Genomic DNA, 12,606 nt, shown 5'->3' on the forward strand with positions numbered 1-12,606 from the left:
CCAATGACCGGCTCATTCCACGGCTCCAGTATCAAAGGCCAAAGGTTTCGCGGTTTTCTGCCCGATCCCGTACCAGTCCAGCTTGCGGGTCAGCACCATGAACACACCCAGCAGCCCGAACAACAGCAGCGAGCCCATCAACAGCGCGTAATCCTCGGCGCTCAGCAAGCCATAGAGCAGGCCATACAACGCCGCCAACCCCGCCGAAAAACTCAACCCGTGATGCACGCTGCGCAGCACATGGCAGACATAGAAGCCGATCAACAACACACAGCCACTCGCCGACAGCAGATACGCCAGGGCAAAACCGATATGTTCGGACAGCGACAACAGCAACAGGTAGAAGAACGCCAGTGCCACGCCGACCAGCGCGTATTGCACCGGGTGTACCGCCAGGCTTTTCAGCACTTCGAAGAGGAAGAAACCGGCGAAGGTCAGAACGATGAACAGCAGCGCATATTTGATCGCCCGGTCGCTTTTCAGGTACTGGTCCACCGGGTCGATGAAACTCACGCCGAAGCTGCGACCGTTGAACGCCTCGCACTGGCCGCCAAACACGCAACTGTTCAACGCCTCTTGCAGGTTGGTGGAGAAAAACGAGGTCTGCCAATTGGCCGTGAATCCCTGATCAGACACTTCACGCTGGGCCGGCAGGTAGTTGCCGATGAAGCTGGGATGAGGCCAGTTGGCGGCCAGTGAAACCTTGCTGGTCTTGCCCACCGGGAGAATCTGCAACTGGCCGGTGCCTTGCAGACGCAAGTCGAAACCGAAGGCCAGTTCCGTGGCCTGTTGGGTGTCCAGCGCTGGCAGCGTCACATGCACCCCCTCGCCCAGCCAGCCCACTTGGCTGCCCGGTACAAAATCCAGCTTCTGCCCATTGAGTTCGAGTTTCAGGGCATTCTCGATGCCGCGAATGTCGCTGATGCCGACAGCCAGGAACGGCTGATCGAAGCGGTAATCAGCGAAGTCTTCCTTGATGCCCAGTTGCGCCGGGACCGAGAAATGCCCGCTGATGCGGTTATCGGCATGGAACAGCCGCGCCTCGTAGATACCTCGGGCGCGCAGTTCGGTCTGGACCTGGCCGTCGAGTTCGAAGCGCTCCGGCAGGAAATACAAACGACCACGCTCTTCGCCGACGTCCTGGTAACGCTGGTTGGTTTTTTCGTTGGTTTTCCAGGTACGTACCGTTTTGCGATAGGGCACCACCATCAGCGGGCCGCTCAGTTGCTGGCTATAGCTGGAACTTCGGGCGATGTCTTCGAGCACACCATCGCGCAGTTGTTGCCGCTCCTGGATCACGCCATTGATCATCAGCAGCGGGATCAGCAGCAACAGAATCAAAAGGGCAATCGCCCCGAGTTTTAGGGTCAGGCTACGGTTCATGGGACTCTCCCTGTTTGGATGGGGAAAGTCTGGGGGTGGTGTGTGGGAGTTTTATGGGGGAAATGTGGAGAGTGTGTGGATCTTTAACGGTCGTAAGGCAAACGCAGACTCACTTCAACCCCGTCGTCAACATTACCGATACTCATCGCACCACCATGCAACTTGACCACCTCTTCAACGAAGTTAAGCCCCAACCCCGTACTTTTACGCCCACTGTCCGGTCGCGGCAGTGAGTAGAAACGCTCGTTCAAGCGCGGCAATGCATAGTCGGGAATTGCCTCGGCCTGGTTGAACAGACTGAACTCAATCTGCTCACCGACTCGTTCGGCGCGCAAGCGCAGCACACCGCAAGCCGGGGTGAAATCCAACGCATTCTCCAGCAGATTGCCCAGTGCCTGACGCAACAGAAACGGCTCGCCGAGCAGGTTCAGATCCGCTGCAATGTGCAGTTCCACACGCAACTGCTTGCCTTCGATTCGCGCAGCCTGCGCGCTCAACAGCTCATCGACCAAACCCGCCAACGGCACGGCCACCCGTTCTTCCAGCCCTTGGCGCTGTTCCACCTGCGCCAGGTTCAACAGTCGTTCAATCAACTGCTGCATGCGCGCGCTTTCGCTGTCGATGTTGCTGACGAAACGCTGCTGCTGAGCCAGCGGCATTTCGCCTTGCAGTAACTCCGCCGCACCACGAATTGCCGCCAGCGGGCTTTTCAGTTCATGGGTGAGGGTGTGTACATAGCGCTCGACGTAGGCTTTGCCCTCGAGCTGGGTGCGCATGTGCTCCACCGCCGTGGCCAGTTGCTCCAGCTCGCCGCCACGATAATGCGGCACCTCGACCCGACGACCTTCGCTGACTGCCTGGGCATACGCCGTCAACCGCCGCAGCGCCGCGCTCAGCCACCAGGACAACAGCGCACCGAACAACAAACCGAGGCCAATCAGCCCGGCGCCATAAACCAGCAATCGCCGTTCGGTGCGATCAACGTAAGGCTGCAGCGAGCTGTTGGGTTTGGCCACCGTGACCACGCCGATGATCTGGCCGTTGTCGCGAATCGGCGCCCCGACATGCATCACAGATGAGTTCGTGTCATCCGGGTTGCTGCGGGTTGAACGAGCGCCGTATTCACCACGCAAAGTCAGGTAGACGTCGTTCCAGCGCGAGTAGTCCTGGCCCACCGCGACGCCGCTTGAATCCAGCACCACAATGCCCTTGGCATCGGTGACGTAAATGCGGTGGTTGACCTGATTCTTCGGCAGGCCCCAGATATTCGCCTTCGGTTGCCGTTCGCCGTACGCCTTGAGCAACTCGGGCCAGCGGTTCTGGCTGAGGGTGCCGGCCTTGAAGTCGTCGCGCAGGATCTCGGCCATCAGGTTGGCGGTGTCCACCAGGGTTTCTTCGGTGGACTGGCGCACGCCGGGGCGGATTTCTTCCATTACGGTGTTGAGCACGAAGTAGCCGGTCAGGCCGATGAATAGCACGTAGACCAGAAAAATCCGGATCCCCAGTGGCATCAGCTGTGCCCCGGGCTGTAGCTGTAGCCAAGGCCGCGATGAGTCTGGATCGGCTCGGCGTCGACCTTCACCAGACGCAATTTGGCGCGCACGCTCTTGATGTGGCTGTCGATGCTGCGCTCGTAACCGGCATCGGCGGCCACCCCTAGCGCATCGAGCAATTGCTCGCGGCTGAAGACTCGCTCCGGTTGTTCCAGCAGGCATTGCAGCAAACGAAACTCATGGCGGGTGAGGCTCAGGGGCTGGTTGCGATAGCTGATCTGCACCCGTTCGCTATCGATGCGAAACAGCGCTGACGCCGTCTCCGCCGCCGGTCGTGGCGCCATGCGCTTGAGAATCGCCCGGACCCGCGCCGCCACTTCCCGAGGGCTGAACGGTTTGACCACGTAATCATCGGCACCGATCTCCAGGCCCACCACGCGGTCGATCTCTGCATCACGGGCGCTGAGGAAAATCACCGGCACTTCGCTGAAACGCCGCAATTGCTTGCAGGTTTCGAAGCCGCTGATGTCCGGCAAGCCGATATCGAGAATGATCAGGTCGGCGGGCGTGGAGCGCTGATGCTCAAGCGCCGCCGCGCCAAGGCTCAACCAGGTGGTGGTGAAGCCCTCGCCCTGCAAGGCGAAAATCAGGGTGTCGGCAATCGCCGCTTCGTCTTCGACAATCAGGATATGAGGCATGGCGTCCGAGCCCGCTAGTTAAGTGGGCGAACGGTGCCCCAAGGCTGATTCGCCGTCAATCAGCAGTCGGGTTTGTCTGCCGTAAAACGCCGTGCCGGGTTCACTGCCGCACCGAATTCACGCAGTGCTTTGGCGCCGATCAGCAGCGGGTAATTGAAGCTGCTGCGATCGGTGAGGTTGACCTCGACGGTGCGCTTGACGTTGCCCAGGCACAGTTCCAGATCAACCACTGGCCGCTTGGTGGGTTCGATCGCTTCCTTGTCATCGTCGTCTTCTTCGGAGCGGGTCTTGATCTTGCTGATCCGCGCGACCTTGTGCTCGTAGACCTTGTTGCTCGCCCCTTTGGTGGCGAGGCGGAAACGCACCCACTCGTCGCCGTCACGGGTGAAGGTTTCGATGTCTTTGGCCGACAGCGACGCGGTCAGGGCGCCGGTGTCCATTTTGGCCTTGAGGACTTCGCCGCCGATTTCCGGCAACGCGATGTATTCGTAACGCCCGTACAGGGTCGGCTCGGCGGCCAGGACCGGCAGGGCAACGAGGGTAAGCAGTGCAAGGAGAGATTTCACGTAAGGGGCTTCCTTGGAGAGTGGGCTGCGGGATTTTAGACCGTTGTGTGGATGATCGTTCCCATGCTCCGCTTGGGAATGCCTCATGTGACGCTCTGCGTCACGCTTTGGGGACGCGGAGCGTCCCGGGCTGCATTCCCACGCAGAGCGTGGGAACGATCGGTACAACGAGGTTAACGGTCAAAAGGTGAAACATTCGTCATAGGCGATTTGGCCTGCCACCTGAAGCTGCTTATCATGGCGCGCCCAAACGCTTTCAAGAGTTACTTATGCGCCGCCTGCTCACCGGCTGTTTCGTTACCCTGCTGCTGTTGCTCAACACCCTGGTGCTGTTCGGGCCTTTGATGGTGTTCGCCCTGCTGAAGCTGCTCCTGCCCGGGCGCTTTCGCGATTACGCCTCCTGGACGGTGATGTGGATTGCCGAAACCTGGGCCGAAATCGACAAACTGATCTTCCGGCTGTGCATTCCCACCCAATGGGATATTCGCGGCGGCGATGATTTGCGCCGCGACACCTCGTATCTGGTGATCGGTAACCATCAATCGTGGGTCGATATTCCGGCACTGATCCAGGCACTTAACCGGCGCACGCCGTTTTTCAAATTCTTCCTCAAGAAAGAACTGATCTGGGTGCCGTTCCTGGGCCTGGCTTGGTGGGCGTTGGACTATCCGTTCATGAAGCGCTATACCAAGGCGTTTCTGGCGAAGAACCCGGAGCTGGCCGGCAAGGACCTGGAGATCACCAAACAAGCCTGCGAACTGTACAAGCGTCAGCCAGTGACGGTGGTCAATTATCTGGAAGGTACCCGGTACACCTCGGCGAAAAGTGCCCAGCAGCAGTCACCGTTCACCCATCTGCTCAAGCCCAAGGCTGGTGGCGTGGCTTTTGTGCTGGCGGCGATGGGCGAACAGCTGGATGCCGTTCTCGATGTGACAGTGGTGTATCCACAGCAGAAGATTCCAGGGTTCTGGGATTTGATCAGCGGCAACGTACCGAGGGTGATCATCGACATCCAGACCCGCGTACTGGACCCGGCGCTGTGGCAAGGCGATTACGAAAATGATCCGGCGTTTCGCGAAACGGTCCAGAACTGGGTCAACCAGCTCTGGATCGAAAAGGATCGGCGCATCAAGGCACTACGCGCCGAAAACTGACTCAGCTGCCAATGCCAGTGCCGGTGCCGGTGCCCCAGATTCCGCCAAGATTCTGCAGCAACGAACCGGCGACGCCTTGCTGACCGAGGTATTGCAGGATCACTGGGGCAAACATGCCGATCATTCCGGTATCCATGCCCAGAGCACTGAAGGCATTGTTCAGGTCGTTGGTGTCCTTGACGTTGCCCAGCAAGCCATCGAGCAACGCATTCTTGTCCGAACCGGCGCCAAGCAACCCACCCAATCCGTTCAGGCCGCCGATGGCGCTATTGCCGGCGATCTGAGCGAGGCCCGGTACGTTTTTGCTCAGTTCGGAGAAATCCTGGCCACTGAGCTGATTCCTCGCCAGCCCCAGCATCGCACCGGCACCGCCGATGGCTTGTTCCGGGGTAACGTCGAGCTGCGAGCCCAAGGTATTGAGCAACCCGGCCGCCTTGGGCGCCGCCGCCACGACGCCATCGGCATCATCGCTCTCGTTGCCCTCCTCACCCTGCATCGCCGACACCGCCTTGGCCGCATCGATGAGGCTGAACTGTGCAAAGGCCGGGCTGGCGGCCAGCGTCGTCAACGAAGCGACAGCCATGAGCGATGCCAGTGCAAAACCGCGTGAAACGTTCATCCAGACATCCTCTTGTGCCATGAAAAACCGCCCGGTAACGGGAGCGGCAAAACTGCCGATTGGACCGGATGTACGCCAGCATGTTCCTCGTCTGCATGGGCATTTTTCCCCAGATGGCCTCTATGAAACGTGCTCCCTGGGACGCAACCGATGAACGGTATGACCGAACCGGCTGCGCCTTCCCACTGGCCATAAAAAAGGGCGACATCACTGTCGCCCTTTTTTCCGTCTTGCTCCAAGCCTTACGCCGCGCTGAACATCTTGTGCGGATCGATCACAAACTTCTTCGGCACGCCCGCATCGAACTCGCCGTAACCGCGTGGCGCGTCATCCAGGCTGATGACTTCCACACCCACGATGTCGGCAATCTTGATGCGATCCCACATGATCGCCTGCATCAATTGGCGGTTGTACTTCATCACTGGCGTCTGGCCGGTGTGGAAGCTGTGGGACTTGGCCCAGCCCAGGCCGAAGCGAATGCTCAGGCTGCCCATTTTCGCGGCAGCGTCCACTGCACCCGGATCTTCGGTGACGTACAGGCCAGGAATACCGATTTTGCCGGCAACGCGGACCACGCCCATCAGCGAGTTGAGTACGGTGGCCGGAGCCTCGTGCTTCACGCCGGCATGGCCGTGACCGCGAGCTTCGAAGCCTACGGCATCGACGGCGCAGTCCACTTCCGGTTCGCCCAACAGTGCAGCGATTTGTTCGTGCAGCGGGGTGTCTGTCGACAGGTCGGCGATTTCGAAACCCTGTGCCTTGGCATGGGCCAGGCGGATCGGGTTGACGTCACCAATGATCACCACCGCAGCGCCCAGCAGGCGAGCGGAAGCGGCAGCTGCCAGGCCAACCGGGCCGGCACCGGCGACGTACACGGTGCTGCCAGGGCCAACGCCGGCAGTCACTGCGCCGTGGTAACCGGTGGGCAGGATGTCGGAGAGACAGGTCAGGTCACGGATTTTTTCCATCGCGCGATCGCGATCCGGGAGTTTCAGCAGGTTGAAGTCGGCATACGGCACAAACGCGTATTCGGCCTGGCCACCGGTCCAGTCACCCATGTCGACATAACCATAGGCACCGCCCGGACGCGCCGGGTTAACGCTCAAGCAGACGCCAGTATGTTGCTCTTTGCACGAACGGCAACGGCCACAGGCAACGTTGAAAGGTACCGACACCAAGTCGCCGATCTGCAGGTTCTCGACACCGCTGCCCTTCTCGATCACTTCACCCGTGATCTCGTGGCCCAGCACCAGACCGGTCTGAGCGGTGGTACGACCGCGCACCATGTGCTGATCGGAACCACAGATGTTGGTGGAAACTACGCGCAGGATGACACCGTGCTCGATCTTCCTGCCGCGCGGGTCCTGCATTTTGGGATAGTCGATTTTCTGTACTTCGACCTTGCCAGCGCCGAGATACACCACACCACGATTACCAGACATGCTTTCACCTCGCTGTTGTTTTTATGTAGCGGTCGCGTCGCCATGGATCGGCGGCGCGTTGATTGCTCGGGTTATTGCCTGTGTCTCTTGTGTTGTTTGTTATGCCGCCATCGCGAGCAGGCTTGAGATGGCGATCTAAAGAACGACCGTGCGATTGGCGTTCAAAAACACGCGTCGTTCAATGTGATAGCCAACAGCCCGTGCCAACGTCAGCCCTTCGATATCCCGCCCTTTGGCGATCAGATCTTCCGGGTAATGACTGTGATCCACAGCCTCCACGCCCTGGGCGATGATCGGGCCTTCGTCCAGGTCGTTGTTGATGTAGTGCGCCGTGGCGCCGACCAGTTTCACGCCCTTGTTGTAGGCCTGGTGATACGGTTTGGCACCCTTGAAACCCGGCAGCAGGGAGTGATGAATGTTGATCGCCTTGCCGTCGAGTTTGCGGCACAGCTCTGGCGACAGAACCTGCATGTAACGCGCAAGAATCACCAGTTCAGCGCCGGCCTCTTCGATCACCTGCCAGACCTGACGCTCCTGCGACGGCTTGTCGTTCGGGTCCAGCGGAAAATGGTAGTACGGAATCTGGTGCCAGTCGGCCAACGGTTTGAGGTCCGGGTGGTTGGAGACCACGGCGACCACGTCCATCGACAACTGGCCGATGCGCTGGCGGTAGAGCAAATCATTGAGGCAGTGATCGGCCTTGGAGACCATGATCACCACTTTTGGCCGGTGGTGCGGCGGGGTCAGTTCGAAGACCATCCCGAAGGCGTCACCACGCTCCGCCAAACCGGCGCGAAAGGCTTGTTCGTCGAAGCCATCGGGCTGACGAAATTCCACGCGAATGAAGAAACGGCCCGAGAGCCGGTCATCGAAGGAATGGTGCTCGGTGACGTAGCAGCCCTGCTCGAACAGAAAGCGGGTCACCGCATCCACGGTGCCGAGGACGCTGGGGCAGTCGGCGGTCAGAATCCATGTGTCTGGGGCGCGGCTCATAATGCGGTGACTCCTATCTGATCGTTCCCACGCTCTGCGTGGGAACGCCGCCATGGACGCTCTGCGTCCGGCTGTTAAAGGGACGCGGAGCGTCCCGGGATGCATTCCCACGCGGAGCGTGGGAACGATCAGCAGAGCGTGGGAACGATCATTACGCTTGGACGCTCAAGCCGTACTCGGCCGACGCATCCTGCAACCACAACCACCAGTAATCCGAGAAGCTGCGGCGAATCAGCAGTTCCCAGGTGTCTTCGGCGGTATGGCGGATCACCAGTTGCGACTTGGCGAACACCGTGCCCACCGCCTTGCCCACCGGGAAGTTGTTGGGGTGCACGTCGTAGCTGGTGGATTTCATCAGCACCTGACGTACGTTCGGGCCGCTGAGTTCGAGGATCTGCTGGCCACCGCTGACGTTGACGATCTGGATGTGCAGGTCGCCCAGTGCTTCACGCAGTTTTTTCTCGGCGGCGAATTCTTCACCGGTCGGCACGATCAGCAGCCATTCATCCGGCCCCATCCATTGCAGGCTGGTTTCGCCTTTGACGATAACGGTCAGCGCACCCGGCAATTCGATGCCAAGGGCTTTGTGCACGCCAGCGGCGAACGCCGCGTCGTGGCCATCGCCACGGATGGTCAGGTGACCGAGGAGTTTTTTCTCACGCACGATCACGCCGGCGTTTTTGCGACCCTTGCCCACCAGGCTGGCGAGGTCGGCGTGATGCAGCGACGACTCGGCCTTGGCCCCGGTGGTTGGGCGTTGTTGGTAAACATTGGCTGCGGTCATAAAGCACCTTTCTTTTGTTGATCGTTCCCACGCTCTGCGTGGGAATGCCGCCATGGACGCTCTGCGTCCGCTCTTGGGACGCTGAGCGTCCCGGGATGCATTCCCACGCAGAGCGTGGGAACGATCGACTTACACGTTCTGGCGCTCGCCCTTCGGATCGAAGAACACCGAAGAAACGATTTCCGCCTCGATCACGCTGCCGTCGGCCAGCGGTGCGAACACCCGCTCACCCATGCGCTTCAGGCCGCCCTTCACCACGCCCATGGCAAACGAATAGCCCAGGGAGTTGTGCAGGTAGCTGGAGGTCACGTGGCCGACCATGGTCATCGGGATGGTTTGCTTGGTGTTGAACACCAGTTGCGCACCTTCCGGCAGCCATTTGGTCGGATCGATCGGCTTCAGGCCAACCAGCTGTTTACGCTGATCACGCACGCAGTCTTCGCGGTTCATGCCACGCCAGCCGATCCACGAGAACGGTTTGGTGCGACCGACACACCAGCCCATGTTCAGGTCGTCCGGGGTCATCGAGCTGTCAGTGTCCTGGCCAACGATGATGAAGCCCTTCTCCGCCCGCAGTACGTGCATGGTTTCGGTGCCGTACGGCGTCAGGTTGTACTTCTTGCCGGCCTCGACGATTTTCTCGAGCACGCCCATGGCGTAGTCGGCCTGCACGTTGACTTCGTACGACAGCTCACCGGTAAACGAAATCCGGAATATCCGCGCCGGCACACCACCGACCAGGGCTTCTTTCCAGGTCATGAACGGGAAGGCTTCGTTGCTCAGGTCGGCGTCGGTGACTTCGCTGAGCAGCTTGCGGCTGTTCGGCCCGGACAGGGTCATGGTTGCCCAGTGATCCGTCACGGAAGTGAAATACACCTTCAGGTCTGGCCATTCGGTCTGGTGGTAGATTTCCAGCCATTGCAGCACGCGTGCAGCGCCGCCGGTGGTGGTGGTCATCACGAAATGGTTGTCGGCCAGGCATGCCGTCACGCCGTCGTCGAACACCATGCCGTCTTCTTTGCACATCAGGCCGTAACGGGCCTTGCCCACGTCGAGCTTGGTCCAGGCGTTGGTGTAGATGCGGTTGAGGAACTCGCGGGAGTCCGGGCCCTGGATGTCGATCTTGCCCAGGGTCGAAGCGTCCAGCAGGCCGACGCTGTCGCGCACGGCTTTGCATTCGCGTTTGACGGCGGCATGCAGGTCTTCACCGTTTTTCGGGAAGTACCATGGACGCTTCCACTGACCGACGTCTTCAAACTCGGCGCCGTTCTTCACGTGCCAGTGATGCAGCGCGGTGAAACGAACCGGTTCAAAGATGTGCCCACAGTGACGACCGGCTACGGCGCCGAAGGTTACCGGCGTGTAGTTCGGACGGAACATGGTGGTGCCCATCTGCGGGATGGTCACGTTCAGCGAACGGGCGGCGATGGCCAGGCCGTTGACGTTGCCAAGCTTGCCCTGATCGGTGCCGAAGCCCAATGCGGTGTAGCGCTTGACGTGCTCGACCGACTCGAAGCCTTCGCGGGTCGCCAGTTCGATGGCGGCAGCGGTGACGTCGTTTTGCAGGTCGACGAATTGCTTCGGCGCACGGGCAGTGGCTTTTTCGTGAGGCACTTGGAACAGCGCCAACGTTGGTTCTTCCAGTCGGCTCAGGGCTTTGGGCAGAACGCCTTCGACCTTGCCGAAGCCGGCTTCGCTGGCGGCGCGAGCACCGCCTTCAAAACCGTCGGCCAGCGAATCGCCGAGGCCATAAACGCCGTTGATGCCACCGACGCACACGCGTTTCTGCGGTGCTTCGCCCGGTACGAAACCGAGGATGTCTTCACGCCAGATCGGCTTGCCGCCCAAGTGCGACGCCAGGTGAACCACCGGGCTGTAACCGCCGGAACTGGCGACCAGGTCGCAATCGAGCCATTCGCCCGGGCTGGTCACGGTGTGTGCTTTGACATCGATCGCGGCAACGCGAGCGGCGGTCACGTGCTTGCTGCCACGAGCCTCGATCACGGCGCTGCCGGTCAGGATGCGGATGCCTTTGGCGCGTGCTTCTTCCACCAGCGCACCGCGAGGGTTGCTGCGGGCGTCAGCGATGGCCACCACTTGCAGGCTGGCGTCGAGCCAATCCAGTGCTACGCGATAAGCGTGATCGTTGTTGGTCGACAGCACGAGCTTTTTGCCCGGTGCCACGCCGTAACGGCGCACGTAAGTCGACACAGCGCCGGCGAGCATGTTGCCCGGCACGTCGTTGTTGCCATAAACCAGTGGACGCTCGTGAGCGCCGGTCGCCAGCACCACACGCTTGGCGCGAACCCGGTGGATGCGCTGACGCACCTGGCCGATCGGGGCGCGGTCGCCGAGGTGATCGGTGAGGCGCTCGTGAATGGTCAGGAAGTTATGGTCGTGGTAACCGTTGACCGTGGCGCGCGGCAACAGCAGCACGTCCGGGGTGTTTTTCAGCTCGGCGATGACGCTGGCGACCCATTCGGTAGCGGGTTTGCCGTCGAGGCTTTCGCGGGAATCGAGCAGGCTGCCGCCGAACTCTTCCTGCTCATCGGCCAGGATCACACGCGCACCACTACGCGCAGCCGCCAGTGCAGCCGCCAGACCCGCAGGGCCAGCGCCGACGATCAGCACGTCGCAGTGCTGGTTCATGTAGTCGTAGGTGTCCGGATCGTTCTCGGTCGGCGAGCGGCCAAGGCCGGCGGCCTTACGAATGTACTTCTCGTAGGTCATCCAGAACGATTGCGGGTACATGAAGGTTTTGTAGTAGAAGCCCGGCGGCATCAGCTTGCCGCCGACCTTGCCGAGAATCCCCATCATGTCGTTGTTCACGCTCGGCCAGCCGTTGGTGCTGGTGGCGACCAGGCCTTGATACAGCGCTTGTTGCGTGGCACGCACGTTCGGGATTTGCGTGGCTTCGGTCGCACCGATCTGCAGCACAGCGTTCGGCTCTTCGGCACCGGCGGCGAAGATGCCGCGAGGGCGCGAATACTTGAAGCTGCGGCCGATGATGTCGACACCGTTGGCCAGCAAGGCGGCGGCCAGGGAGTCACCTTCAAAGCCTTTGTAGACCTGGCCGTTGAAGGTGAAGCTCAGCACTTTGTTGCGGTCGATGCGTCCGCCGTTGGACAGGCGATTGATCTGGCTCATACCTTCTCTCCCAGAGCCGTGGCGGCCGCTTTCGGGCTGTCGGTCTTGTCGGTGAACTGCGGCTTGGCGCCGATCTTGTAGGTTTCGAGAATCTCGTAGGTCACGGTGTCACGGGTGACGTTGAAGTACTGACGGCAACCGGCGACGTGATCCCACAGTTCGTGGTGCAGACCGCGAGGGTTGTCGCGGAAGAACATGTAGTCGCCCCACTCCTCGTCGGTGCAGCTGTTCGGATCCAGTGGGCGCGGGATGTGCGCCTGGCCGGATGCATGGAATTCCTCTTCGGAGCGCAGTTCGCCGCAGTGAGGACAGAAGATATGCAACATG

The 12,606-nt window shown here is 60.6% G+C and carries 11 protein-coding genes; 1 reads left to right on the plus strand and 10 read right to left on the minus strand.

All coding sequences use genetic code 11. From position 1 onward, the window contains the following. Window positions 1–12: 12 nt before the first annotated feature. The 4 genes from creD to rloA2 all read right to left on the minus strand — a co-directional run bounded on the left by creD (window position 13) and on the right by rloA2 (window position 4,140). Window positions 13–1,383 (minus strand): cell envelope integrity protein CreD, encoded by a 1,371-nt coding sequence (gene creD / locus PSH97_RS25740; protein WP_305447176.1) that lies wholly within the window; start codon window positions 1,381–1,383, stop codon window positions 13–15. 83 nt (window positions 1,384–1,466) lie between these two features. Next, a complete protein-coding gene (gene creC, locus PSH97_RS25745; protein ID WP_305447178.1) occupies window positions 1,467–2,894 on the minus strand; it encodes a two-component system sensor histidine kinase CreC in 1,428 nt (475 codons plus the stop codon). Continuing rightward, window positions 2,894–3,574 (minus strand): two-component system response regulator CreB, encoded by a 681-nt coding sequence (creB, locus tag PSH97_RS25750; protein ID WP_305447179.1) that lies wholly within the window; start codon window positions 3,572–3,574, stop codon window positions 2,894–2,896. Before creB ends, creC begins: the two co-directional genes overlap by 1 nt. A 59-nt stretch (window positions 3,575–3,633) precedes the next feature. Beyond that, on the minus strand, window positions 3,634–4,140 hold the full coding sequence (gene rloA2 / locus PSH97_RS25755; RefSeq protein ID WP_305424818.1) for a retropepsin-like aspartic peptidase RloA2: 507 nt from the start codon (window positions 4,138–4,140) through the stop codon (window positions 3,634–3,636). Between the two features lie 269 nt (window positions 4,141–4,409). Between rloA2 and PSH97_RS25760 the strand changes: the two genes are divergently transcribed. Then, window positions 4,410–5,294, plus strand: coding sequence for an acyltransferase (locus PSH97_RS25760; RefSeq protein ID WP_305447180.1), 885 nt, complete (start codon window positions 4,410–4,412; stop codon window positions 5,292–5,294). A 1-nt stretch (window position 5,295) separates the two neighbouring features. On the opposite strand, the gene PSH97_RS25765 is transcribed toward PSH97_RS25760, so the two are convergent. The 6 genes from PSH97_RS25765 to PSH97_RS25790 all read right to left on the minus strand — a co-directional run bounded on the left by PSH97_RS25765 (window position 5,296) and on the right by PSH97_RS25790 (window position 12,605). Further along, complete coding sequence (locus PSH97_RS25765) at window positions 5,296–5,913, minus strand: DUF2780 domain-containing protein (RefSeq protein ID WP_305447181.1); 618 nt, start codon at window positions 5,911–5,913, stop codon at window positions 5,296–5,298. A gap of 242 nt (window positions 5,914–6,155) precedes the next feature. Continuing rightward, window positions 6,156–7,355 (minus strand): formaldehyde dehydrogenase, glutathione-independent, encoded by a 1,200-nt coding sequence (fdhA, locus tag PSH97_RS25770; RefSeq protein WP_305424815.1) that lies wholly within the window; start codon window positions 7,353–7,355, stop codon window positions 6,156–6,158. 135 nt (window positions 7,356–7,490) lie between these two features. Next, entirely contained in the window at window positions 7,491–8,348 is an 858-nt protein-coding gene (purU, locus tag PSH97_RS25775) for a formyltetrahydrofolate deformylase (protein WP_095633662.1), read from the minus strand. 151 nt (window positions 8,349–8,499) lie between these two features. Continuing rightward, on the minus strand, window positions 8,500–9,132 hold the full coding sequence (locus PSH97_RS25780; RefSeq protein WP_305447182.1) for a sarcosine oxidase subunit gamma: 633 nt from the start codon (window positions 9,130–9,132) through the stop codon (window positions 8,500–8,502). Between the two features lie 129 nt (window positions 9,133–9,261). After that, window positions 9,262–12,279 (minus strand): sarcosine oxidase subunit alpha, encoded by a 3,018-nt coding sequence (locus PSH97_RS25785; RefSeq protein ID WP_305447183.1) that lies wholly within the window; start codon window positions 12,277–12,279, stop codon window positions 9,262–9,264. Continuing rightward, the gene (locus PSH97_RS25790) at window positions 12,276–12,605 is read right to left on the minus strand and encodes a sarcosine oxidase subunit delta (RefSeq protein WP_008008142.1); all 330 of its coding nucleotides are present in this window, start codon (window positions 12,603–12,605) and stop codon (window positions 12,276–12,278) included. The genes PSH97_RS25785 and PSH97_RS25790 overlap by 4 nt, the downstream gene beginning before the upstream one ends. Between the last annotated feature and the right edge of the window lies 1 nt (window position 12,606).

The organism is Pseudomonas cucumis, from assembly GCF_030687935.1.
Classification (GTDB): Bacteria; Pseudomonadota; Gammaproteobacteria; order Pseudomonadales; family Pseudomonadaceae; genus Aquipseudomonas; species Aquipseudomonas cucumis.

Excerpts from the sequence above, each read along its gene's own strand:
- purU (WP_095633662.1), bottom strand. The coding sequence starts at position 8,348 with ATGAGCCGCGCCCCAGACACATGGATTCTGACCGCCGACTGCCCCAGC.
- PSH97_RS25765 (WP_305447181.1), bottom strand. The coding sequence starts at position 5,913 with ATGAACGTTTCACGCGGTTTTGCACTGGCATCGCTCATGGCTGTCGCT.
- fdhA (WP_305424815.1), bottom strand. The coding sequence starts at position 7,355 with ATGTCTGGTAATCGTGGTGTGGTGTATCTCGGCGCTGGCAAGGTCGAA.
- creB (WP_305447179.1), bottom strand. The coding sequence starts at position 3,574 with ATGCCTCATATCCTGATTGTCGAAGACGAAGCGGCGATTGCCGACACC.
- creD (WP_305447176.1), bottom strand. The coding sequence starts at position 1,383 with ATGAACCGTAGCCTGACCCTAAAACTCGGGGCGATTGCCCTTTTGATT.
- PSH97_RS25785 (WP_305447183.1), bottom strand. The coding sequence starts at position 12,279 with ATGAGCCAGATCAATCGCCTGTCCAACGGCGGACGCATCGACCGCAAC.
- PSH97_RS25780 (WP_305447182.1), bottom strand. The coding sequence starts at position 9,132 with ATGACCGCAGCCAATGTTTACCAACAACGCCCAACCACCGGGGCCAAG.
- PSH97_RS25760 (WP_305447180.1), top strand. The coding sequence starts at position 4,410 with ATGCGCCGCCTGCTCACCGGCTGTTTCGTTACCCTGCTGCTGTTGCTC.
- PSH97_RS25790 (WP_008008142.1), bottom strand. The coding sequence starts at position 12,605 with ATGTTGCATATCTTCTGTCCTCACTGCGGCGAACTGCGCTCCGAAGAG.
- creC (WP_305447178.1), bottom strand. The coding sequence starts at position 2,894 with ATGCCACTGGGGATCCGGATTTTTCTGGTCTACGTGCTATTCATCGGC.